Genomic DNA, 22,002 nt, shown 5'->3' on the forward strand with positions numbered 1-22,002 from the left:
ACATGCCCCTGACCAAGGCCGCCCAGACCGTCCAGGTCTCCGCCTACCCGGACCACTACGCCCAGTGGGAACAGCAGGCCGCCGACCTCGTCGCCCAGCACTGGAACAGCTAAGACGAACACGTAAGACACAGCGAAAGGCCGGCACCCCGAGACGGGTGCCGGCCTTTTCACGTCCTCGCGACCAGCTCGACCTCGTACCCCTGCCCGTCGCTGAGGTACGCGGCGTAGCTGTCCGGGCCGCCCGCGTGCGGGTGCCGGTCCGGGAACAGCAGCGTCCAGCCGTACTCTCCGGCGGCAGTGACCAGCCGCTCGACGGCGGCCGGCGGGCCGGCGTGGAAGGCCATGTGGTTCAGGCCGGGCGCGCGCCTGTCGTGGGTGCGGCCGGTGAGCGCGGGTGACTCCTCCAGCACGATGTAGGTCGCGCCGAGACGCCAGGAGCGGCCGGCGGGCCAGTCCTGGTAGAGCGTCCAGCCCAGCTCGCCGAGAAGCCAGCCCCACGAACGACTGGCCGCCGCCAGGTCGGGTACCCACACCTCCACGTGATGGAGGCCGCCGATGGTCAGCGCTTCCCGCCCGGAACCCATAGCACGTCGCCGTCCGGATTTGCCGTTCTTGACAGGATAAAGAGCAAATCGGAGAGCCGGTTGAGATACTTTGCCGGGAGGGGACTGGTCCGATCGGGGTCGTGTGCGACCAGCGCCCATGCCGCACGCTCGGCGCGCCGGGCGGTCGTCCGTGCCACGTGCAGCAGTGCCGCACCAGCGGTGCCGCCGGGGAGGATGAAGGAGTCGAGCTTGCTCAGGCGCGCGTTGTACTCGTCGCACCAGCCCTCGAGGCGCTCGACGTACTCCTCGGTCACCCGCAGCGGCGGGTACTTCGGGTCCGGCTCGACCGGCGTCGCCAGGTCCGCGCCGACGTCGAACATGTCGTTCTGCACGGACTCCAGCACGGCTCGCAGCTCGTCCGAGAGCTGCCCCAGGGCGAGCGCCACGCCGATCGAGGCGTTGCACTCGTCCACGTCCGCGTACGCGGCGATGCGCGGATCGGTCTTCGGCACCTGCTCGTTGTTGCTCAGCCTGGTCATGCCGGCGTCGCCGGCCTTGGTGTAGATGCGCGTGAGGTGGACGGCCATGACGCACAGCCTACGGATACCGGACCTGACCATCCCGGCCCGGCCGAGTCCGGTGGGGCCGGGGGACGCGAGCGATCCGGCGGTCAGCGACGTCGACGTCATCCGGGTACGCGGTGACGCCCGGCTCGACGGCACCGTGCACGTGGTGGGTGCGAAGAACTCCGCGCTGAAGCTGATGGCGGCGGCGCTGCTCGCGCCCGGCCGCAGCCTGATCACCAATGTGCCCCGGATCACCGACATCGCGATCATGGGCGAGGTGCTGCGGCGGCTCGGCTGCGGCGTACGTTTCGGGCCGGACGACCCGGTCGACCCGATGGTGGCCCACGGCGGTGTGGAGCGGTCCCGCTCGGTGCTCATCGACGTGCCGGAACGGCCGGGCGCGGAGGCCGACTACGACCTGGTGCGGCGGCTGCGCGCGTCGATCTGCGTGCTCGGTCCGCTGCTGGCCCGCCGGGGGTACGTGYGGGTGGCGCACCCGGGCGGCGACGCGATCGGCTCACGCGGCCTGGACATGCACATCGCCGGGCTGGCCCGGATGGGCGCGGAGATCTCCGGTGAGCACGGCTTCGTCATCGCCGAGGCCCCGGACGGGCTGCACGGCGCGGACATCGTGCTGGACTTCCCGAGCGTGGGCGCGACCGAGAACCTGGTGATGGCGGCGGTGCTGGCCCGTGGCGCCACGACTATCGACAACGCGGCCCGGGAGCCGGAGATCGTCGACATCTGCACCATGCTGAACCGGATGGGCGCCCGGATCGAGGGGGCCGGCACGTCGACGCTGCACATCGTCGGCGTACCCGGGTTGCGGCCGGTCCGGCACGCCACGGTGGGGGACCGGATCGTGGCCGGGACGTGGGCGTTCGCCGCCGCGATGACCCGCGGCGACGTGACGGTGACCGGCCTGGACCCGGCGTACCTGGAGGTCGCGCTGGACAAGCTGGTCGCGGCCGGCGGCCTGGTCGAGACGCGGGGTGACGCCTTCCGGGTACGGATGGACGACCGCCCGAAGGCGGTGGACGTGGTGACGCTGCCGTACCCGGGTTTCGCCACCGACCTGCTGCCGATGGCGATCGGGCTGGCGGCGGTCAGCGAGGGTGGCTCGCTGATCACCGAGAACATCTTCGACGGCCGGTTCATGTTCGCCAACGAGATGATGCGGCTGGGCGCGGAGATCCGTACCGATGGCCACCACGCGCTGGTGTGCGGCCGGGAGCGGCTGTCCGGCGCCCCGGTACGCGCGACGGACATCCGGGCCGGCGCCGGCCTGATCATCGCCGGGCTCTGCGCCGACGGGTTGACCGAGGTGTCGCACGTGCACCACGTCGACCGGGGCTACCCGGACTTCGTGGCGGACCTGCGGGCGCTCGGCGTCGAGGTGGAACGCGGGACCGCGCCGGAGGAACCGGACCTGGCCATCTGACAGCCGGTGCTTATCCGTCGTTAAGTAGGGTTCTGGCAGACGTTGCAGAACACGGCGAGGGAGAAGCAGATGGCGGGTCGACTCGCGGTCGTCGGTGCCGGGCTGATGGGCTCGGGCATCGCCCAGGTGGCGGCGCAGGCGGGCTGGCAGGTGACGCTGCGCGACATCGACGACGCGGCCACGAAGCGCGGTGTGGACGGCATCCGGAAGTCGCTGACGAAGTTCGCCGAGAAGGGCAAGATCGAGGCGTCCGACGTCGAGGCGACGCTGGCCCGGATCACGCCGACCACCGACCTGGAGGCCGCCGCCGACGCGGACATCGTGGTCGAGGCGGTCTTCGAGAAGATCGAGATCAAGCACGAGGTGTTCCGTGCGCTGGACAAGATCTGCAAGGCGGACGCGGTGCTGGCCACCAACACGTCGGCCATCCCGGTGACCCAGATCGCCACCGCCACCGAGCGCCCGGAGTCGGTCGTCGGCACGCACTTCTTCTCGCCGGTGCCGATGATGAAGCTCTGCGAGCTGGTACGCGGCTACAAGACCAGCGACGCGACCATGGACACGGTCAAGTCGTTCGCCGAGGGGATCGGCAAGACGGTGGTGGTGGTCAACCGGGACATCGCCGGTTTCGTCACCACCCGGCTGATCTGCGCGCTGGCGATGGAGGCGGTCAAGCTCGTCGAGGCCGGCGTGATCTCCGCCGAGGACCTGGACACCGCCTGCAAGCTGGGCTTCGGCCACGCCATGGGCCCGCTCGCCACCGTCGACCTGACCGGCGTGGACGTGCTGCTCAACGCCACCCGCAACATCTACACCGACACCGCCGACGAGAAGTTCTTCCCGCCGGAGCTGCTCCAGCGCATGGCCACCGCCGGCGACCTGGGCCGCAAGACCGGCCAGGGCTTCTACTCGTACTGACCGGCCCGTCCCGCCCCCGGCCCGAGCGGCCGGGGGCGGTTCACGTCCGGGGCGGGCTGAGCGCGGCGCCGATCAGCGCGAACGCGTCCGGGATGACAGTGCCCCAGTAGCCGAAGTTGTGCCGCCCGTCGGCCCAGGCGGCGCGTACCGGCTCCTCGGGCAGCGCCCGGGCCAGCGCGCGGACATCCTTGAGGAAGTTGTCCTGCCGCCCGCACCAGAGCCCGACCGGCGTGCCGCGCAGTTTGTCCACGCCGGTGAAGACCGCGTCGCCGGGGCTCACCGCGGGGGAGAAGGCCGCCGCCATCCGCAGCCATTTCGGGTACGTCTCGGCCAGCAGCAACGCGCCGAAGCCGCCCATCGACCAGCCCCACACGGCCAGCCGGCTGCTGTCGAACCCGCGCCGGGCGCACCATGTGGGCACCTCCTCGCGCACCATCCGCTGCGGGTCGTCGTCACCGGAGGCGCGCCAGGACAGCCGCCCGCCGGTGGCGCCCGCGAGCGCGAACGGCGGGGCGCCCCGGCGTACCGCGTCGGTGAGGAAGCGGGCCAGGCCGAACCGGCCGTAGTCGCGCGGGGTGGCCGACGCGCCGTGCAGCACCAGGCAGACGGGCAGGCCGCGGCCGTCGCCGTACCCGTCGGGCACCGCCGTCCAGAAGTCGACCTCGCGGCCGCGCGCGCCGGAGGCGATGCGGATCAGGCGTTCGTCGCCGGCCGGGGCGTCCGGCAGGGCCGGCGCCGGTCCCGGGCGGGGGCCGGCCAGTTGCCGGGCGGCCAGACCGCCGACCACCGCGGCGCCGGCCACGCCGGCGGCGGCGCCGAGCAGGGTACGCCGGGTCAGCGTGGGTGCCATGCCGGCGAGTGTGCCACCGCCGGGCGCGTGTTAAGAAGGGGCCCTTTCTCTACCGGAGGCGTTAAAAGGGGGCCCTTCCTTACACCTCAGCCGTCGCGCTTGGTGGTCCAGCGGAACGTGGTCAGGCAGAGCACCAGGCCGATGACGCACCAGGCGCCCAGCACCAGCGCGACGGTGCCCAGCTCGAACGACCCGCCCGGCTCCCGCGCGCCGAAGCTGTCCGGCAGGAAGACCGAGCGCAGCCCCTGGCACATCCACTTGAGCGGGAAGATCGCCGCGACCTGCTGCATCCAGGTGGGCAGGCTGGTGAAGACGAAGAACACGCCGGAGATGAACTGGAGCACCAGCGCGACCGGGGTGACCACCGCCGAGCCGCTGCGGGCGGTACGGGCCAGCGACGAGATGGCGATGCCGCAGAGCGTGCAGGCGGTGACGCCGAGGACGGAGACCCAGGCGAACGTCAGCCACTTGGCGGTGGTCTGCGGCAGGTCCAGGTCGAACATCGCCACCGAGACGGCGAGCAGCAGCACGGTCTCGGCGATGCCGATGACCACCACCATGATCACCTTGCCGGCGAACCAGACCCACTTCGGCATCGGCGTACCGCGGTAGCGCTTGAGCACGCCCCGGTCCCGCTCGATCGGGATCCAGATGCCGAGGTTCTGGAAGCTGACTGTCATCAGGCCGGTCGCGATCATGCCGGTGATGAAGTACTGGGTGTAGCTGACCCCGGGCGCGATCTCGTCGCTGAAGATCGCCGCGAAGATCAGAATCATGATGATCGGGAAGCCCATCGTGAACACGACGGACTCCCGGCTGCGCAGGAACTGGGTGATCTCCAGCCGCCCCTGGCGCAGCGCCAGCGCGCCCGCGCCGGGTCGCCGGGCCGCGGCGGCGGTGACCGGGGCCGCGGGGTTCGTCGTGGTGGTCATGAGTGTCCGATCATCCGCAGGTAGACGTCTTCCAGGGTCGGCCGGGTCACGGTGAGGCCGGGCACCTCGCCGCCGAAGCGCGCGGCCAGGTCGTACACCAGCGCCGTCGGCGTCGCGGTCTCCGCCGAGGCCAATGTCCCGTCGGGGGTACGCCAGGAGACGGTCGCGAGCGACTCCTGCCGGTTGCCCAACGCGTTGGGCGGCGCGACCTCGATCACCCGCCCGGCGGCGATCACGCCGACCCGGTCGGCGAGCGCCTCGGCCTCGTCCAGGTAGTGGGTGGTGAGCACGATCGTGGTGCCGGCGGCGGACAGGTCCCGGATCAGCTCCCAGAACTCGCGCCGGGCTTCCGGGTCGAATCCGGTGGTCGGCTCGTCGAGGAAGAGCAGCTCGGGGCGGCCGATGATGCCCAGCGCCACGTCCAGGCGGCGCTTCTGCCCGCCGGAGAGCGTGTGCGTACGCGCCTTGGCCTTGGCGCCCAGCCCGACCCGCTCGACCACCTTGTCCGGGTCGTCGGCGCCCGGGTAGAAGCCGGAGAAGTGCCGGACCACCTCGATGACGCTGAGCTCGTCGAACTCGCCGGTGCCCTGGAGCACGATGCCGACCCGGGAGCGCCAGGCGGCGTCGGGGTGGGCGGGGTCGGCGCCGAGGACGCGCACCTCACCGGCGTCGCGCTGGCGGTAGCCCTCCAGGATCTCGACCGTTGTGGTCTTGCCGGCGCCGTTCGGGCCGAGCAGGGCGAACACCTCGCCCCGGTGGACGTCCAGGTCCACCCCGGCCACGGCGACGTTGTCGCCGTACGCCTTGCGCAGCCCTCGCACGGAAATCGCGAGCTCGTTCTCCATGCCGTCAAGTGTGCGTCGTGCGGTGGCCCGTTCCGCTGCCGGGTCAGCTATATACGCGAGGTATACACTCGGTGTAGTCTCTGCTCATGACGGTTCCCCTGACCCTGCTCGGGCTGCTCGAACGCGAACCGAGCCACGGCTACGACCTCAAGCGCGACTACGACACCTTCTTCGGGCGCGGCAAGCCGCTGCCGTACGGGCAGGTCTACTCGACGCTGAGCCGGCTGGCCCGCGACGGCAAGGTGGTGGTCGGCGACGTGGCTCCCGGCGCGGGGCCGGACCGCAAGCGCTACGTGATCACCGACCTGGGCGCCACCGAGGTGGAGCACTGGCTGACCGAGCCGGTCGAACCGGAACCGCACCTGCAGACCCTGCTGTTCACCAAGGTCGTGCTCGCGCTGATGCTCGACCGCCCGGCCGAGGAGTACCTGGACACCCAGCGCGCCGCGCACCTGCGCCGGATGCGTGAGCTGACCGAGATCAAGCGCAGCGGCGAACTCGTCGACGTGATGTTGGCCGACCACGGCCTCTACCACCTCGAGGCGGACCTGCGGTGGATCGAGACGACGGGCGCCCGGCTGGACGCTCTGAGAAAGGCGGTACGGCCATGAGCCCGATGATCGAGGCACGTGACGTCACGTACGCGTTCGGCGAGACACCCGCCCTGCGCGGCGCGAACCTCGCCGTGGCCGCCGGCGAGGTGGTCGCCGTGATGGGACCGAGCGGCTCCGGCAAGTCGACGCTGCTGCACTGCCTGGCCGGCATCCTGCGCCCCGACTCCGGCGAGGTCCGGTTCGACGGCGCCCGGATCGACACGCTCGGCGAGGCCGACCGGAGCACGCTGCGCCGCGACAGCTTCGGCTTCGTCTTCCAGTTCGGGCAGCTCGTACCGGAACTCACCGCGGCCGAGAACGTGGCGCTGCCGCTGCTGCTGCGCGGTGTCCGCCGCACTCCGGCGCTGCGCGCCGCGCGGGGCTGGTTCGAGCGGCTCGGCCTGGCCGGCATGGAGCACCGCCGCTCCGGCGAACTGTCCGGCGGGCAGGCCCAGCGGGTCGCGCTGGCCCGCGGCCTGGTCGCGGAGCCCCGGGTGCTGTTCGCCGACGAGCCCACCGGCGCGCTCGACTCGCTCACCGGCGAGGAGGTGATGACGCTGCTGGTGGACGCCGCCCGAGAGAAGGGCACCACAGTCGTCCTGGTGACGCACGAGGCGCGCATCGCCGCGTACGCCGACCGGGAGGTCATGGTGCGCGACGGCCGGGTCAACGCGCCCGCCGGGGTCGTCTCGTGATCGGGCTGGCGCTCCGGCTCGCCGTCGCCGGTGGCCGGGAGGCGCTGCTCCGGCTGGTCGCCATCGCCGCCGCCGTCGCGGTCGGCACCGGGCTGCTGCTCACCACGCTTGCCGGTGTGAACGCCACCGACGCCCAGCTCACCCGCTACGCGTCGATGTACCCGCAGGAGACGGCGGGCGGGTCCGCCGACCCGCTGCTGTGGTCGACCCGGTTTGACTACTTCCGGGGCGATCAGATCGTCCGCGTCGACGTCGCCGCCACCGGCCCGGACGCGCCCACGCCGGTCGGCGTTCCCCGCGCGCCAGGACCCGGCGAGTTCTACGCCTCCCCGGCGCTGCGCAAGCTGCTGGCCACCACCCCCGCCGACCAGCTCGCCGACCGCTACCCGGGCCGGGACCTCGGCGAGATCGGGCCGGCGGCGCTCACCTCACCGGACACCCTGCTCGTCCTGGTCGGCGGCACCCCGGAGCAGGTGGGCGGGCTGGACCAGGTCCGCAAGGTCACCCGGCTCGACGGCAACAGCGCTCCGCTGCCCGGGGCCGCGGTCGACCTCATCCTCGGCGTGGTGGCGGGCGGACTGCTGTTCCCCGTACTCGTCTTCATCGGCACGGCGACCCGGCTCGGCGCCGCCCGCCGGGAGCAGCGGTTCGCCGCGATGCGGCTGGTCGGGGCCACGCCCCGGCAGATCTCGGCGGTCGCGGCCGTCGAGGCCGCGCTCGCGGCGGCGGCCGGCGCGGCGGCCGGCTTCGCGGTGTTCTTCGCGTTCCGCAGCCAGCTCGCCGGCATCCCGTTCACCGGCATGCCGTTCTTCCCCGGGGACATGGCCATCGGTGCGCCGGAGGCCCTCCTGGTGGCCCTCGGCGTGCCGGCGGGCGCGGCGGCCGCGGCCTGGGTCGCGCTGCGCCGGGTACGGATCTCCCCGCTCGGCGTCAGCCGCCGCGTCACGCCCCGACCACCACGGGCGTACCGGCTGATCCCGCTCGCGCTCGGCCTGGCCGGGCTCGGCTTCGCCCTGGTGTACCGGCCGCCCACGTCGGACGGTCAGACCGCGCTGTTCCTGCCCGCGCTGCTGCTGGTCATGGTCGGGCTGATCACCGGCGGCCCCTGGCTGACCATGGTCGGCGCCAAGGTGCTGGCCGCCCGGGCCGGCCGCCCGGCCGCGCTGATCGCCGCGCGCCGGCTCGCCGACAACCCGGCAGCCGGTTTCCGGGCGGTCAGCGGGGTGATGCTCGCGCTGTTCGTCACCACGGTCGCCGTGGGCGTGATGGGGACGATCACGTACGAGCGCGGTCCGGCGCCCCGGGGTTCCCTGGAGGCCGGCCGGCTGTCGATGGTGCTCACTGACGACCCGCCGGTGCCGGGCACGCTGCTGGCCGACCTGGCGGCGGTGCCCGGCGTCCGCAACCCGGTGCTCGTCCGGGAGAACCCGGTACGCGGTGACGGCCGCGACTCCGGGGTGATCGCCTGCGCGGACATCCCGCCCGCCTACGGGCGGTGTGCCGCCGGGGCGAGCGTCGCCGAGGTGCCGCCGGGCCTGATCCCGTGGCGGGAGTCCGCCTCGGCCGACCGGATCTGGCCGTCGTCCCCAGTGGACCCGGCTGCCCTCGCGGGACTCCCGGCGGGTTCGGTGGCGGTCGAGGCGGAGGATCCGGTCGCGGTGGAGCGGGCCCGGACGGTCCTCGAAGCCGCGTTCCCGACGTTCTACGTGGCGCCGAACGTGCCCGGCGACTTCGAGGCCGACTTCGCCGACACCATGCGGGGCTGGCAGCGGCTGGCCGACCTCGTCGTGGTGGCCGGTCTCGTGCTCGCCGGGTGCAGCCTGGCCGTGGCCGTGGCGGCCGGCCTCAGCGAACGGAAGCGGCCGTTCAGCCTGCTGCGGCTCAGCGGCGCCCCGGTTCGGCTGCTGCGCCGGGTGGTGGCCCTGGAGAGCGTGGTGCCGCTGCTGACCGTCGCCGTGGTGGCGGTCGGGATGGGACTGGTCGCCGCACACCTGTTCCTGCGCGCCCAGATGCAGTACGACCTGCGCGTACCGGGGATCGGGTTCGCCGCTGTGGTGGCCCTCGGCGTGCTGGGCTGCCTCGCGGTCATCGCGGCCACGCTGCCGCTGCTGGAACGGATCACCGGCCCGGAGACCGCCCGCAGCGAATGACCCGTACGGTGGGCCGGTGTGTGCGGCCGGCCCACCGTCGCGGGCCTGGGGTTGTGTGGTTTTCCACACTCTCTTTTACTAAACGGTAACTTAAACTCCGGCCATGGACGACGCGATGCCGGGACGGCTGCCCGAGCGGGACCGCCCGTGGGTGATGCGCACGTACGCCGGGCACTCCTCCGCCGCGGCCACCAACGCGCTCTTCCGCCGCAACCTGGCGAAGGGGCAGACCGGCCTGTCGGTCGCCTTCGACCTGCCCACCCAGACCGGGTACGACCCGGACCACGAGCTGGCCTCCGGTGAGGTGGGCCGGGTCGGCGTGCCGGTGGCGCACCTGGGCGACATGCGGGCGCTGTTCGAGGGCATCCCGCTCGCCGAGATGAACACCTCGATGACCATCAACGCCCCGGCCATGTGGCTGCTCGGCCTCTACGGCACCGTCGCCGCCGAGCAGGGCGCGGAGCTGAGCCGCTGCGCCGGCACCACGCAGAACGACATCATCAAGGAGTACCTGTCCCGGGGGACGTACATCTTCCCGCCGGCGGCGTCGCTGCGGCTGACCGCCGACATCATCGCGTACACGCTGCGCGAGATGCCCCGGTGGAACCCGGTGAACATCTGCTCGTACCACCTCCAGGAGGCCGGGGCCACGCCGGTGCAGGAGGTCGGCTTCGCGCTGGCCACCGCCGTCGCCGTGCTGGACACCGTGCGCGACTCCGGCCAGGTGCCGCCCGAGCGGATGGGCGACGTGGTCCAGCGGATCTCGTTCTTCGTCAACGCCGGGGTGCGCTTCGTCGAGGAGATCGCCAAGATGCGCGCGTTCGGCGCGCTCTGGGACGAGATCACCCGCGACCGCTACGGCGTGGCGGACCCGAAGCAGCGCCGGTTCCGCTACGGCGTCCAGGTCAACTCGCTGGGCCTGACCGAGGCGCAGCCGGAGAACAACATCCAGCGCATCGTGCTGGAGATGCTGGGCGTCACGCTGTCCCGCGACGCCCGCGCCCGGGCCGTGCAGCTGCCCGCCTGGAACGAGGCGCTCGGTCTGCCCCGCCCGTGGGACCAGCAGTGGTCGCTGCGCATGCAGCAGGTGCTGGCGTACGAGTCGGACCTGCTGGAGTACCCGGACCTGTTCGCCGGCTCGCACGTGATGACCGCGCTGGTCGACGACATCGTCTCCGGCGCCCGCGTCGAGCTGGAGAAGGTGCTGGAGATGGGCGGCGTGGTCACCGCCGTCGAGTCCGGCTACCTCAAGAGCGCGCTGGTGGCCTCGCTCGCCGAGCGCCGTCGCCGGATGGAGTCCGGTTCGGACGTGGTGGTCGGCGTCAACCGGTTCACCGAGACCGAGCCGTCGCCGCTCACCGCAGCGGGCGCCGAGGCGATCGAGCAGGTGGACCCGGCCGTCGAGGAGGCGGCCACCGACGGCGTACGCCGGTGGCGGGCCGACCGGGACGCGGCGGCTGTCGAGGCGGCGCTGGACCGGCTGCGCGCCGACGCCGCCACCACGGCGAACCTGATGCCGGCGACGCTTACCTGTGTACGGGCCGGGGTCACCACCGGCGAGTGGGCGGGCGCGCTGCGCCAGGTGTACGGCGAGTACCGCGCGCCGACCGGCCTGGCCGGGGCGGTCGGAACGGCCGGTGACGCGACCCTCGCCGGGGTGCGGGAGCGGGTCGCCGCCACCGCGCGGGAGCTGGGCAGCGGCCGGCTGCGGCTGCTGGTCGGCAAGCCGGGGCTGGACGGGCACTCCAACGGCGCGGAGCAGATCGCGGTACGCGCCCGCGACGCCGGGTTCGAGGTGGTCTACCAGGGCATCCGGCTGACCGCCGGGCAGATCGTGGCGGCCGCCGTGGAGGAGGACGTCGACCTGGTCGGGCTCTCCGTGCTGTCCGGCTCGCATCTGGCCGCCGTGCCGGCGGTGCTGGACGGGCTGCGCGCGGCCGGTCGGGGCGACCTGCCGGTGGTGGTGGGCGGGATCATCCCGGCCGCCGACGCCGAGGCGCTGCGGGCCGCCGGGGTGGCCCGGGTGTTCACGCCGAAGGACTTCGCGCTCACCGGCATCATCGACGAGCTGGTGACGGTGATCCGCGAGGCCAACGCCCTGTCGTGAAAGGAAGGGCCCCTTATTAACGCCTCCGGTAGGGAAGGGGCCCCTTCTTATCACCCGCGCGCGAAAGCGGCGCCTCCATGCGGACGGCGCCTCCGGACGGGTGGGTCAGCGGCTCTGGTAGGTCATGCAGTCGGCCATGTCCATGTCGGGACCGACGGTGATGGCCGGGGCGTGGCACTCCAGGTCGGCGTTGTGCCGGCAGTCGGCGCGCGAACACGCGCCGACCTGGGCGACCAACTGGTCGAGGCCGCCGCGCACCGGCATCTCCACGAACGTGTGGCAGTGGGCGTGGTCGCTGCTGCCGATCGTGATGGCGAACGCGTGGCAGTCGTTCGTGTGGTTGTAGGCGCAGGACCGGACGGCGCACTCCTGGACCCGGGGCATCTCCAACGACGCGGTCATCTCCCGTACCTCCTTGGGTTTCTTGCCCCGATTTTAGAGGTTTCGGGAGCCCGCGCGGGTCAGACGCGGAAGCCGGCCGCGCGGGCCGCGGCGCGTTCCCGTCGCCGCTCCCGGCGGCGGCGGAACAGCCACGGTACGAAGAACACCAGGCCGAGCAGGAACACCAGGACCAGCACCGGTAGCAGCAGCGCCACCACCGACATGACCACGCTCGTCGCGTCCTCGGCGGTGCTGGCCACCGGCGCGCCCACCCCGGCGGTGGTCGCGTTGATGACCGGCCGGGCGGCGGCCTTGAGCAGGTGCACGCCGAGTGCGATGAGCACGCCGACCACCACCGGCACCCACTGGTGCGAGGAGAAGAACGTGTCCGGGTCGCTGACGGTGACGGTCTCCGAGCCGGCGCCCGCGCCGAACGCGAGCCCGCCGGCGGTCGGCCGGACCACCGTCTGCACCACGTCGTTTACGTGGTCGACCACAGGCACCTTGTCGGCCACCACCTCGACCGCGAGCAGGACGGCGAGGATCAGCACCACCCAGCCGTTGCCGAGCCACTGCCAGCCGCTGGGCAGCTCGACCAGGTCGGTGTAGCGGGACAGCAGCCCCATCAGCAGCAGCGGGATGTAGGCGTTCAGGCCCGCCGAGGCGGCCAGACCGGAACCGGTGAGGACTTCGAGCACGATCTCAATATGGCACCGGTACGCCAGTGGCGCTCRTCGGCGTCCGCCGGGGCCTCGGCTACCCTCGGCGGGTGCGGTTGGTGATTGCGAAGTGCTCAGTGGACTACGTCGGACGGCTCTCGGCCCACCTGCCCCCGGCGACCCGGTTGCTGATGGTGAAGGCGGACGGCTCGGTGTCGATCCACGCGGACGACCGGGCCTACAAGCCGTTGAACTGGATGAGCCCGCCCTGCCGGCTGGAGGAGGCGCCAGGCGTCTGGCGGGTGGTCAACAAGGCCGGCGAGGAGCTGCGCATCACCCTGGAGGAGATCTTCCAGGACACCTCGTACGAGCTGGGCGTGGACCCGGGCCTGCGCAAGGACGGCGTCGAGGCGCACCTGCAGGAGCTGCTCGCCGCGAACCCGGAGACGCTGGGGGAGGGCTTCACGCTGGTCCGCCGCGAGTACATGACCGCGATCGGGCCGGTCGACCTGCTCTGCCGCGACGCGGTCGGCGGCGCGGTGGCGGTGGAGGTGAAGCGGCGCGGCGAGATCGACGGCGTGGAGCAGCTCACCCGCTACCTGGAGCTGATGAACCGGGACCCGCTGCTCGCGCCGGTGGCCGGTGTGTTCGCCGCGCAGGAGATCAAGCCGCAGGCCCGGGTGCTCGCCACCGACCGCGGCATCCGCTGCGTGGTGGTCGACTACGACAAGCTGCGCGGCATCGAACGCGACGAGCTGACGCTGTTCTGAGGCGCCGCCTCAGCGGCCCCGGCCGTACATCAGCTTGGCGATCTTGACGATGCGGGCGATGTCGGCCGGGGTGCGCTCGAACGTCATCGCCGGCAGCAGCGACCGGGCCCGGCGGCGGGTGACCGACTTGGGCCGGCCGAACTCGCGCAGCCCCTCCTCGCCGTGGATGCGGCCGATGCCGGACTCGCCGACGCCGCCGAACGGCAGCGTCGACATGCCGGCGAAGGTCAGCGCCGAGTTGACCGAGGCCATACCGGAACGCAGCCGCCGCGCCACCGCCACCGCCCGCGCCCGGCCGAAGACCGAACCCCCGAGCCCGTACGGCAGCGCGTTGGCCCGCTCGACCGCCTCGTCCATGTCCCGGACGCGATTGACGACGAGCGTCGGGCCGAACGTCTCCTCCTGCACGGCGGCCGAGTCCTCCGGCACGTCGACCAGCACGGTCGGGTGCACGTACGGCGGCTGGACCGCCTCTGGGCCGCCCAGCACCGCCCGGCCGCCCCGGTCGAGCGCGTCGTCGATGTGCCGGCGGATGATGTCGATCTGCGACGGCATGGTGATCGGGCCGAGGTCGGTCCCGTCGGGGCCGACAGTCAGCCGCCCGGCCTTCGCCACCACCTTCTCGACGAAGGCGTCGTAGACCTGGTCGACGGCGTAGACCCGCTCGATGCCGATGCACGTCTGGCCGGCGTTGGTCATTCCGCCCCACACGCACGCGTCGGCGGCGGCGTCCAGGTCGGCGTCGCTGTCCACGATCATCGCGTCCTTGCCGCCGGCCTCCAGCAGCACCGGGGTGAGCGTCTCCGCGCAGGCTGCCATCACCCGCTTCGCGGTGGCGGTCGAGCCGGTGAACGCGACCTTGCCGACGCCGGAGCGGCACAGCGCCGCGCCGACCGCGCCGAAGCCGTGCACCACCTGGAACACCGGCTGCTCCGGCACCACCTCGGCGAACCTGTCGACCAGCCACTGGCCGACCGCCGGGGTGTACTCGCTCGGCTTGAAGACCACCGCGTTGCCGGCCGCGAGCGCGTACGCGGCGGAGCCGATCGGGGTGAAGACCGGGTAGTTCCACGGGCCGATCACGCCCACCACGCCGTACGGCTGGTATTCCAGGTGGCCGGAGAACTCGGCGAGGACCAGCCGGGAACGGACCCGGCGCGGCCCGAGCACCCGCTGCGCGTTGCGGGCCGCCCAGTCGATGTGCTCCAGCGCGGTGAGGATCTCCACGACGGCGTCACCGACCGGCTTGCCGCCCTCGGTGTGCATCAGGTCGGCCAGTTCCTCGATCCGCCGCGCGAGCACGCCACGCCAGCGCTGGAGACGGTCCCGCCGGCCGGCGAAGCCGAGCCCGGCCCACCAGTCGCCGGCCGCCCGGGCGCGGTCGACCGCGGCACGCACGTCCGCCTCGGAGGCCAGCGGGAAACTGCCTGCCTCGGCGCCGGTGGCCGGGCTGGTCGACACCAGCCGACCTTCGGAGATGAGCGGGGCGCCCGGCACATGCACAGCGGTCATGGCCGAAGTCTAGACCCGAGGATTACTCGCCGGTAGGTGTCGCACGCGCCGTACGCTGCGCGGACGATCAGCCCTCGCATCGACGGAGATGCCGTCCGAAACGGCGAACGGGAGATGACCGGCCGGGGTCGCGGGGGTGACCGCGCGGTGGTGCAAGCCACTACGGTGAGGTGGCAGGCTGACGCCGCGGGGCGATGTGGGGTGGAGGTCGACTGTCCATGGAGGAGCATCCTGAGCTGATGCCGTTGCTGACGGTGTCCGGCGGGGCGATGCGGGGGCTCACGTTCCGGGTCGGCCAGGACGCGCAGGTGATCGGCCGGGCGCCGACCGCCGACATCGTGCTCGCCGATCCGCACCTGAGCCGGCGGCACGCCACCGTCCGGGCCACCCCCGAGGGGGTGCTGCTCACCGACCTCGGCTCGACCAACGGCACCTGGCTCAACGACACCCGGGTCACCGGCAGCGTGGCGATCGCCGACGGCGACGTGGTCCGGCTCGGCCGCACGGATTTGCGCCTCTACGACCCGGGGGTGGCCCGCACCGACCCGGTCGGGATGAGCTTCGGCGCGCTGCGCCGCGACCAGCGTCCCACCCTGCCGCTGCCGGTCCCGGCGCCCCGCCGGCCGATCGAGGCGCGCGAGGCGCAGCCGGCCGACGTGAGTTAGACCTCGGGCATCCGCTGGACCCGGGGGCCACTGAGTGCCGCCGATTCCCGGGCCCCGCTGACCCCTCACGCCCGCGCCGCCCCCGGCCGCGCACCCACCACCCACCACCCACCACCCGCCACCTCCCCACCCTCCCCGCCCCACCCACTCGCGGTGATCAAGGAGTTTGGGTACGGAAACGGCTCCCGTGGTGACGCAAACTCCTTGATCACCGCCGCGCCGCGCGGCGCCCCGCCGCGCCGCGCCCCGCCGCGACCGGCGCGCCGCGACCGGCGGAGGGTGGGCTGGGCGGGTTGGCGCTCCCAGGCCCGGTCGATCATGAAGTTGGCGGTGTTCTGCGTCCGATTTGTCGCCGCCAACTTCATGATCGACGCGGTGGCAGGGGGGTGGGTGCGCGCCATGGTCGGGTGGGGCGGTGTGGGGGTGGGGGACATGGACCGGGGGCGGGCGGGCGTGCCAGCATGCGCGGATGCGCAGCGCACGGCTCACGGTCCAGGCCAACGGCATCACCCAGGCGGTCCGAGTGGCCGGTCCGCCGGACGGCGTACCGGTCCTGCTGGTACACGGCAACGTCTCCTCCTCCGCCTTCTGGGAACCGCTGCTCGCCCGGCTGCCGGACACGCTCCGGGTGGTCGCCCCCGACCTGCGCGGCTACGGCGAGACCGACACCGCACCCGTCGACGCCACCAGGGGGCTCGGCGACTTCGCCGACGACGTGGCCGCGTTGCTGGACGCCCCGGGGCTGTTCCCGCCCGGCGCCCGGCCGGTGGTGGCCGGGCACTCGCTGGGCGGCGGCGTGGCGATGCGGCTGCTCGTCGGCCACCCCGAGCGGGTGTCCGGGCTGCTGCTGGAGGCGCCGGTGTCCCCGTACGGCTTCGGCGGCACCCGGGACCTCGACGGCAACCCCACCACGCCCGACTTCGCCGGGACCGGCGCCGGAGGCGCGAACCCGGACTTCGTGGCGCGGCTCGCCGCCGGTGACCGGAGCGCCGACGGCCCGACCAGCCCGCGGGCGGTGCTGCGCTCCGCGTACGTGGCCGACCCGGCCTCGCTGGGCGAGCACGAGGACCTGCTGCTGGACAGCATGCTGACCACCGCCACCGGGGACGACAACTACCCGGGCACCGCGGTGGCCTCGGCGCATTGGCCGGGGACCGCCGCCGGGCCGCGCGGCGTCCTCAACGCGTTGGCCCCGGCCCACTTCCGGCTCGCCGACGAGCTGGTCGCCGTGCCGGTCAAGCCGCCGGTGACCTGGGTACGCGGAGACGCCGACGTGATCGTCTCGGACACCTCGCTGTTCGACCTGACGTACCTCGGTCAGCTCGGCGTGGTGCCCGGCTGGCCGGGCCCGCAGGAGTGCCCGCCGCAGCCGATGGTGGGGCAGACCCGCGCGGTGCTGGACCGGTACGCGGCGGCTGGCGGGACGTACCGTGAGGTGGTGCTGCCCGGGTGCGGGCACAGTCCGCACCTGGAGCGGCCGGCGGAGTTCGTCGCCGAACTGCTGGCGCTGGCCGGGGAGAACGCCATCGACTGAGGCGCGGTGCGTGAAATATCCCACGGCGTCTCGACAACACAGCGTCACGTGGCAGACTCCGGCGCATAACCTTAGCGGCCGTTCATGTCGCGGACGGCGGAGTCGAGCCAGGGGAGGCCGGTCGTGGCGCGGGAGTTCACCAGGGTGGGCGTGGTGGGTCTGGGCACCATGGGTGCCGGCATCGTGGAGGTGTTCGCCCGCAACGGCCTCGACGTCACAGCCGTCGAGATCTCCGAGGCCGCCCTGGAGCGGGGGCGGGTCACGCTGACCGGCTCCACCGACCGGGCCGTCGCCAAGGGCAAGCTCGCCGAGGCCGAGCGGGACGCGCTGCTGGCGCGCGTCGACTTCCGGGTCGGGCTGGACGCGCTGCACGACGTGGACCTGGTGATCGAGGCGGTGCCCGAGCACCTGGACCTCAAGCAGCGGATCTTCGCCGAGCTGGACCGGGTCTGCAAGCCCGAGGCGATCCTGGCCACCAACACGTCCTCGCTGAGCGTCACCGAGATCTCCGTCGCCACCTCCCGGCCCAACCAGGTCATCGGCATCCACTTCTTCAACCCGGCCCCGGTGATGAAGCTGGTCGAGGTGGTCCGCACGGTGGTCACCTCGGCCGACGTGGTCGCCGACGTGGAGGCGCTCTGCGAGCGGCTCGGCAAGGTCGACGTGACGATCAGCGACCGGGCCGGCTTCATCGCCAACGCGCTGCTGTTCGGCTACCTGAACCACGCGGTCGGCATGTTCGAGGCCCGCTACGCCACCCGCGAGGACATCGACGCCGCCATGAAGCTCGGCTGCGGCCTGCCGATGGGCCCGCTGGCGCTGATGGACCTGATCGGTCTGGACACCGCGTACGAGATCCTCGACACGATGTACCGGCGCGGCGGCCGGGACCGCCGGCACGCCCCGGCCCCGCTGCTCAAGCAGATGGTCACCGCCGGGCTGCTCGGCCGGAAGTCCGGTCGCGGCTTCTACACCTACGAGCGGCCGGGCTCGCCGAAGGTCGTACCCGACGAGTACACGCCGCCGGCCGGTGACGCCGCGCTCGCCGACGGCGCCCGCGCCATCGCGAAGGTCGGCGTGGTCGGCTCCGGCACCATGGCCACCGGCATCATCGAGGTCTTCGCGAAGGCCGGCTACGAGGTCATCTCGGTGACCCGGGGCGCGGAGAAGTCCGCGAAGGTCTGCGAAACGGTGAAGACCTCGCTCAACAAGGGCGTGGTGCGGGGCAAGCTCAGCGAGACCGACCGGGACGCCGCGCTGGGCCGGATCACCTGGTCCGCGACGCTGGACCACCTGGCCGACGTCGACCTGGTGGTCGAGGCCGTGATCGAGGAGCTGAGCGTCAAGAAGGCGCTGTTCGCCAGCCTCGATGAGATCTGCAAGCCGGGCGTCGTGCTCGCCACCACCACCTCGTCGCTGCCGGTGATCGACGTGGCGATGGCGACCCAGCGCCCGGCCGACGTGATCGGCCTGCACTTCTTCAACCCGGCGCCGATCATGCCGCTGGTGGAGATCGTGCGGACCATCCGCACCTCCGCCGAGACGTCGGCCACCGCCCGCGCGGTCTGCGCGACGCTCGGCAAGACCGGCGTGGTCTGCGGCGACCGGTCCGGCTTCATCGTCAACGCGCTGCTCTTCCCGTACCTGAACGACGCGGTGCGGATGCTGGAGGCCAGCTACTCGACCGCCGACGACATCGACTACGCGATGAAGCTCGGCTGCGGTTACCCGATGGGCCCGTTCGAGCTGCTCGACGTGGTCGGCCTGGACGTCTCGCTGGCCATCCAGCGGGAGCTGTACCTGGAGCTGCGCGAGCCCGGCTTCGCCCCGGCGCCGCTGCTGGAGCACCTGGTGACGGCCGGCTACCTGGGCCGCAAGTCCGGCCGCGGGTTCCGCGACCACACCCGGCGCTGACCGTCGTCAACAGCCGGGCCCGGTGACGGCGTCTTCGAGGTGTGACCTTCGAGGAGTACGTCGGCAGCCGCGGCCCGGCGCTGTTGCGTCTGGCCCGGCTGCTGACCGGCGACGCGCACCGCGCCGAGGACCTGACCCAGGACGTGCTGGCGCGCGCGTACGTGCACTGGCGCAAGATCGCCCGGGCCGACCGGCCCGACGTGTACGTGCGCCGGATGCTCGTCAACGCCAACACGTCCTGGTGGCGGCGGCGGTCCAGCCATGAGCTGGCCGTCGACACGTTCGCCGACCGGCCCGAACGCGGCGACCTCGGCGGCGAGGCGGCGGACCGGGACGAGATGTGGGGGCTGATCCGCGCCCTCCCGGACCGCCAGCGCGCCGTACTGGTGCTGCGCTACTACGAGGACCTGGACGACGCCACGATCGCCCAGATCCTCGACTGCTCCCCGGTCACCGTCCGCACCCACGCGATGCGGGCGCTCGCCCACCTCCGGGAGCGCTGCGGCGTCCCGATGACAAAGGGGAGCCGGCTGTGACCGACCTCGACCAGCGAATCGTCTCGGTGTTGCGGGAGCACGCCGAGGGCGAGACAGACACCGGACGCCTGCTGCGCCGCTCCCGCGCGCTCGGCCGGCGCCGGCAGGTACGCCGCCGAGTCACCGCCGGCACCGCGCTCGCCCTGGTCGGCGTGCTCGGCTTCACCGGCGTGGTACGCGCGGACGTGGGCGGGCTGGCCGAGCGGATGCCCTGGACGGCCGCGACGCCGGAGGTGGCGCCACCCCCGGTGCCGCCGCTCGCCGACGGGGTGCCCGGGGCGCTTCAGCGTCCCGATCTGGTCGGTACCGATCCGCAGGTGCTGCACCTGGGCGTCGACACCACCCGGGCCCGCTACCTGGGCTGGTCCGTCCACAGCTCGAACGCGGTCGAGTCGATCCGACTCAGCGCCGACGGCGGACAGCCGGTCCTGCTCGAGGTGAGTCCGGTGGCGAAGGCGCTCGACGACACCTCGATCGAGGGTTTCCCGGTGCAGGCCGTCAGCGGCCGGCTGAAATTCGACGGTGGCGTGCTGCGCGTCGCCGGTACCGACGGTCTGGTCAAGTCATGGCAGCCCTTCCCCGGTCTCTACGCCCGGGCCGCCACGCTTCGCGGTGACGTGGCCGCCTTGGACCGGGTCGCCGGCCTGGTGCGCTGGGACGAGGCCCGGCGATGCACCGGGCCGGTGCGGCTGACCACGTTGCCGGCGAACGCGGCGGTGACGGCATGCGCGGTGGACGCGGCCGCCTTTCCGAAGAGCCTCACGGTTCAGCTCACCGTCGCCCGGGCGCCCTCCTCGACCATGTGGTTGCGGCTGATCTACGGGGCGGAGATGGGGGAGGACAAGGGCCGCGCCAGCAACCGTGACCTGGGTGGCCGCCCGGGCTTCCGCTATCCGAACGGCAACCGCCTGGAACTGCTCGGCCTGCCCAAGGTGCGCTTGACAGTCGACTTCGCCTGGCCCTTCCCCGGCGAGGGACCCCCGGGGCAGGTGAACTTCACCGAGGCCGACGCGGCGACCGTGCTGACCGGAGCGAAGGTGGCGGCAGACCTCACCCGTCCGCAGACCTGGCCCTGACCGGCCACCCGAGCGATCTTGGTACGGAACGGCCCTTGGAAGGGCGTACCCGTACCAAGATCGCTCGGGCCGGTCCGGCCGGCGGCCCGTACGCTTGGTGACCGTGAGCCCCCGTCGCAACCGGCCCCGCCGGGAAGAAGACCCCGGCCTGGACGCCGAGCGTGCCCGCCACGGCGTGCCGACAGTGCAGCAGTGGCGCGACGGCGACTGGCAGGTACGCGCGATCAGCGGCGGCGCATCGGTCAAGACGTACCGTTGTCCCGGCTGTGACCAGGAGATCCGGCCGGGCGTGGCGCACCTGGTGGCCTGGCCGGCCGACGACCGGGGCGACCTGACCGACCGCCGGCACTGGCACTCCGGCTGCTGGCGGGCCCGGGACCGGCGCGGCCCGAACCTCCAGCGCGGCCGGGGCGCCCCGCGCTACGGCTGAGCGATCTGGATCACCCGGTTCCCGTCCCACTGGGCGGCGGGGCCGCCGACACGGGAGACTGGCAGGCGTGAGCACTCCGATTCGCGCGTCGTCGATCCTGCCCGGCCGCCGGGAGGACATCGAGCTGCACACCGCCGACGGGCTGACGCTCGTCGGTGAGCTGGCCCGGCCGCTGGAGGGCGAGCCGTCCGCCACCCTGGTCTGCCTGCACCCGCTGCCCACCCACGGCGGGATGATGGACAGCCACGTGTTCCGCAAGGCGGCCTGGCGCCTACCCGCGCTGGCCGGCCTCGCAGTGCTCCGGTTCAACACCCGGGGCACCAGCAGCGTCCGCGGCACCAGCGAGGGCGCCTTCGACGGCGCCGTCGGCGAGAAGTTCGACGTGGCCGCCGCGATCGAGTACGCCGAGTTCCACGAACTGCCGAACATCTGGCTGGTCGGGTGGTCGTTCGGCACCGACCTGGCACTGAAGTACGGCTGCGACCCGGCGGTGGCCGGCGCGATCCTGCTCTCCCCGCCGCTGCGCTACTCCGCCCCGGAGGACCTGGCGGTCTGGGCCGAGACGGGCAAGCCGCTCACCGCGCTGGTCCCCGAGTTCGACGACTACCTGCGGCCGGAGGAGGCCGGGCAGCGGTTCGCCGCCGTCCCGCAGGCCGAGGTGGTCGGCGTGGACGGCGCCAAGCACCTCTGGGTCGGCGACGCGGAGAAGGTGCTGGACGAGATCGTCCGGCGGGTCGCCCCGGGCGTACCGCTGCCGCTGCCCACCACCTGGGACGGCCCGATGGAGACCGGCGACGTCAGCGCGTACGCGGACCGCACTGTCGCCGCGTTCGCCGACACCCCGGTGCCCGGCCCGGCCCAGCGGCGCGCCGAGTAACGGC

The 22,002-nt window shown here is 72.9% G+C and carries 22 protein-coding genes; 14 read left to right on the top strand and 8 right to left on the bottom strand.

Annotation, left to right across the window (positions count from 1 at the left end; translation table 11 throughout):
• Positions 1-169 precede the first annotated feature (169 nt).
• Both A8711_RS01195 and A8711_RS01200 read right to left on the bottom strand, forming a co-directional pair.
• On the bottom strand, positions 170-586 hold the full coding sequence (locus A8711_RS01195; RefSeq protein WP_069087230.1) for a VOC family protein: 417 nt from the start codon (positions 584-586) through the stop codon (positions 170-172).
• Entirely contained in the window at positions 562-1,134 is a 573-nt protein-coding gene (locus A8711_RS01200) for a cob(I)yrinic acid a,c-diamide adenosyltransferase (protein WP_013475364.1), read from the bottom strand. The genes A8711_RS01195 and A8711_RS01200 overlap by 25 nt, the downstream gene beginning before the upstream one ends.
• On the opposite strand from A8711_RS01200, the gene murA reads away from it, so the two are divergent.
• Positions 1,133-2,554: a UDP-N-acetylglucosamine 1-carboxyvinyltransferase gene (murA, locus tag A8711_RS01205; protein WP_069087231.1), complete on the top strand. Its 1,422-nt coding sequence runs from the start codon at positions 1,133-1,135 to the stop codon at positions 2,552-2,554. The two genes, A8711_RS01200 and murA, sit on opposite strands and share 2 nt — an antisense overlap.
• 69 nt (positions 2,555-2,623) lie before the next feature.
• A complete protein-coding gene (locus tag A8711_RS01210; protein ID WP_069087232.1) occupies positions 2,624-3,472 on the top strand; it encodes a 3-hydroxyacyl-CoA dehydrogenase family protein in 849 nt (282 codons plus the stop codon).
• A 40-nt stretch (positions 3,473-3,512) separates the two neighbouring features.
• Here the strand turns inward: A8711_RS01210 and A8711_RS01215 are convergent, their stop codons facing one another.
• From A8711_RS01215 to A8711_RS01225, 3 genes are all read right to left on the bottom strand, one after another.
• Positions 3,513-4,322 (bottom strand): alpha/beta hydrolase family protein, encoded by an 810-nt coding sequence (locus A8711_RS01215; protein WP_069087233.1) that lies wholly within the window; start codon positions 4,320-4,322, stop codon positions 3,513-3,515.
• 86 nt (positions 4,323-4,408) lie between these two features.
• A complete protein-coding gene (locus tag A8711_RS01220) occupies positions 4,409-5,254 on the bottom strand; it encodes an ABC transporter permease (protein ID WP_043328679.1) in 846 nt (281 codons plus the stop codon).
• Positions 5,251-6,099 carry an ABC transporter ATP-binding protein gene (locus A8711_RS01225; protein WP_069087234.1) on the bottom strand — a complete coding sequence of 283 codons (849 nt, stop codon included), beginning with the start codon at positions 6,097-6,099 and terminating at the stop codon, positions 5,251-5,253. The genes A8711_RS01220 and A8711_RS01225 overlap by 4 nt, the downstream gene beginning before the upstream one ends.
• A gap of 86 nt (positions 6,100-6,185) precedes the next feature.
• Between A8711_RS01225 and A8711_RS01230 the strand changes: the two genes are divergently transcribed.
• The 4 genes from A8711_RS01230 to A8711_RS01245 all read left to right on the top strand — a co-directional run bounded on the left by A8711_RS01230 (position 6,186) and on the right by A8711_RS01245 (position 11,644).
• Positions 6,186-6,710 (top strand): PadR family transcriptional regulator, encoded by a 525-nt coding sequence (locus tag A8711_RS01230; protein WP_069087235.1) that lies wholly within the window; start codon positions 6,186-6,188, stop codon positions 6,708-6,710.
• Positions 6,707-7,387: an ABC transporter ATP-binding protein gene (locus tag A8711_RS01235; RefSeq protein WP_069087236.1), complete on the top strand. Its 681-nt coding sequence runs from the start codon at positions 6,707-6,709 to the stop codon at positions 7,385-7,387. Before A8711_RS01230 ends, A8711_RS01235 begins: the two co-directional genes overlap by 4 nt.
• Positions 7,384-9,537: an FtsX-like permease family protein gene (locus A8711_RS01240; protein WP_069087237.1), complete on the top strand. Its 2,154-nt coding sequence runs from the start codon at positions 7,384-7,386 to the stop codon at positions 9,535-9,537. Before A8711_RS01235 ends, A8711_RS01240 begins: the two co-directional genes overlap by 4 nt.
• Positions 9,538-9,640: 103 nt before the next feature.
• Complete coding sequence (locus A8711_RS01245; RefSeq protein ID WP_069087238.1) at positions 9,641-11,644, top strand: protein meaA; 2,004 nt, start codon at positions 9,641-9,643, stop codon at positions 11,642-11,644.
• Between the two features lie 105 nt (positions 11,645-11,749).
• Here A8711_RS01245 and A8711_RS01250 read toward each other — a convergent pair whose 3' ends face one another.
• Entirely contained in the window at positions 11,750-12,046 is a 297-nt protein-coding gene (locus tag A8711_RS01250) for a DUF1540 domain-containing protein (protein WP_043328704.1), read from the bottom strand.
• Between the two features lie 59 nt (positions 12,047-12,105).
• Positions 12,106-12,723 (bottom strand): DUF4126 domain-containing protein, encoded by a 618-nt coding sequence (locus A8711_RS01255; RefSeq protein ID WP_043328707.1) that lies wholly within the window; start codon positions 12,721-12,723, stop codon positions 12,106-12,108.
• A 71-nt stretch (positions 12,724-12,794) separates the two neighbouring features.
• Between A8711_RS01255 and nucS the strand changes: the two genes are divergently transcribed.
• Positions 12,795-13,454: an endonuclease NucS gene (nucS, locus tag A8711_RS01260; protein WP_030503891.1), complete on the top strand. Its 660-nt coding sequence runs from the start codon at positions 12,795-12,797 to the stop codon at positions 13,452-13,454.
• Positions 13,455-13,463: 9 nt separating this feature from the next.
• On the opposite strand, the gene A8711_RS01265 is transcribed toward nucS, so the two are convergent.
• The gene (locus A8711_RS01265) at positions 13,464-14,966 is read right to left on the bottom strand and encodes an aldehyde dehydrogenase family protein (protein WP_069087239.1); all 1,503 of its coding nucleotides are present in this window, start codon (positions 14,964-14,966) and stop codon (positions 13,464-13,466) included.
• Between the two features lie 218 nt (positions 14,967-15,184).
• Here A8711_RS01265 and A8711_RS01270 point away from each other — a divergent pair, with 218 nt between their 5' ends.
• From A8711_RS01270 to A8711_RS01305, 7 genes are all read left to right on the top strand, one after another.
• Positions 15,185-15,631, top strand: coding sequence for an FHA domain-containing protein (locus A8711_RS01270; protein WP_043328712.1), 447 nt, complete (start codon positions 15,185-15,187; stop codon positions 15,629-15,631).
• Between the two features lie 469 nt (positions 15,632-16,100).
• Positions 16,101-17,165 carry an alpha/beta fold hydrolase gene (locus A8711_RS01280; RefSeq protein ID WP_069087241.1) on the top strand — a complete coding sequence of 355 codons (1,065 nt, stop codon included), beginning with the start codon at positions 16,101-16,103 and terminating at the stop codon, positions 17,163-17,165.
• Positions 17,166-17,288: 123 nt separating this feature from the next.
• Positions 17,289-19,079, top strand: coding sequence for a 3-hydroxyacyl-CoA dehydrogenase family protein (locus tag A8711_RS01285; protein ID WP_064447821.1), 1,791 nt, complete (start codon positions 17,289-17,291; stop codon positions 19,077-19,079).
• A 41-nt stretch (positions 19,080-19,120) separates the two neighbouring features.
• A complete protein-coding gene (locus A8711_RS01290) occupies positions 19,121-19,615 on the top strand; it encodes a SigE family RNA polymerase sigma factor (protein WP_064447820.1) in 495 nt (164 codons plus the stop codon).
• A complete protein-coding gene (locus A8711_RS01295) occupies positions 19,612-20,691 on the top strand; it encodes a hypothetical protein (protein WP_069087242.1) in 1,080 nt (359 codons plus the stop codon). Before A8711_RS01290 ends, A8711_RS01295 begins: the two co-directional genes overlap by 4 nt.
• Positions 20,692-20,788: 97 nt before the next feature.
• Entirely contained in the window at positions 20,789-21,121 is a 333-nt protein-coding gene (locus A8711_RS01300) for a hypothetical protein (protein WP_069087243.1), read from the top strand.
• A 67-nt stretch (positions 21,122-21,188) separates the two neighbouring features.
• Complete coding sequence (locus A8711_RS01305) at positions 21,189-21,998, top strand: alpha/beta hydrolase (RefSeq protein WP_064447817.1); 810 nt, start codon at positions 21,189-21,191, stop codon at positions 21,996-21,998.
• Positions 21,999-22,002 lie beyond the last annotated feature (4 nt).

It is taken from the genome of Micromonospora sp. II (assembly GCF_001709195.1).
Taxonomy (GTDB): domain Bacteria; phylum Actinomycetota; class Actinomycetes; order Mycobacteriales; family Micromonosporaceae; genus Micromonospora; species Micromonospora chalcea.

Bases quoted from the DNA above. Each gene is read 5' to 3' on its own strand.
- A8711_RS01230 (WP_069087235.1), top strand. From the start codon at position 6,186: ATGACGGTTCCCCTGACCCTGCTCGGGCTGCTCGAACGCGAACCGAGC.
- A8711_RS01195 (WP_069087230.1), bottom strand. From the start codon at position 586: ATGGGTTCCGGGCGGGAAGCGCTGACCATCGGCGGCCTCCATCACGTG.
- A8711_RS01265 (WP_069087239.1), bottom strand. From the start codon at position 14,966: ATGACCGCTGTGCATGTGCCGGGCGCCCCGCTCATCTCCGAAGGTCGG.
- A8711_RS01280 (WP_069087241.1), top strand. From the start codon at position 16,101: ATGCGCAGCGCACGGCTCACGGTCCAGGCCAACGGCATCACCCAGGCG.
- A8711_RS01215 (WP_069087233.1), bottom strand. From the start codon at position 4,322: ATGGCACCCACGCTGACCCGGCGTACCCTGCTCGGCGCCGCCGCCGGC.
- A8711_RS01200 (WP_013475364.1), bottom strand. From the start codon at position 1,134: ATGGCCGTCCACCTCACGCGCATCTACACCAAGGCCGGCGACGCCGGC.
- A8711_RS01245 (WP_069087238.1), top strand. From the start codon at position 9,641: ATGGACGACGCGATGCCGGGACGGCTGCCCGAGCGGGACCGCCCGTGG.
- A8711_RS01235 (WP_069087236.1), top strand. From the start codon at position 6,707: ATGAGCCCGATGATCGAGGCACGTGACGTCACGTACGCGTTCGGCGAG.
- A8711_RS01250 (WP_043328704.1), bottom strand. From the start codon at position 12,046: ATGACCGCGTCGTTGGAGATGCCCCGGGTCCAGGAGTGCGCCGTCCGG.
- A8711_RS01210 (WP_069087232.1), top strand. From the start codon at position 2,624: ATGGCGGGTCGACTCGCGGTCGTCGGTGCCGGGCTGATGGGCTCGGGC.
- A8711_RS01270 (WP_043328712.1), top strand. From the start codon at position 15,185: ATGGAGGAGCATCCTGAGCTGATGCCGTTGCTGACGGTGTCCGGCGGG.
- A8711_RS01220 (WP_043328679.1), bottom strand. From the start codon at position 5,254: ATGACCACCACGACGAACCCCGCGGCCCCGGTCACCGCCGCCGCGGCC.
- A8711_RS01225 (WP_069087234.1), bottom strand. From the start codon at position 6,099: ATGGAGAACGAGCTCGCGATTTCCGTGCGAGGGCTGCGCAAGGCGTAC.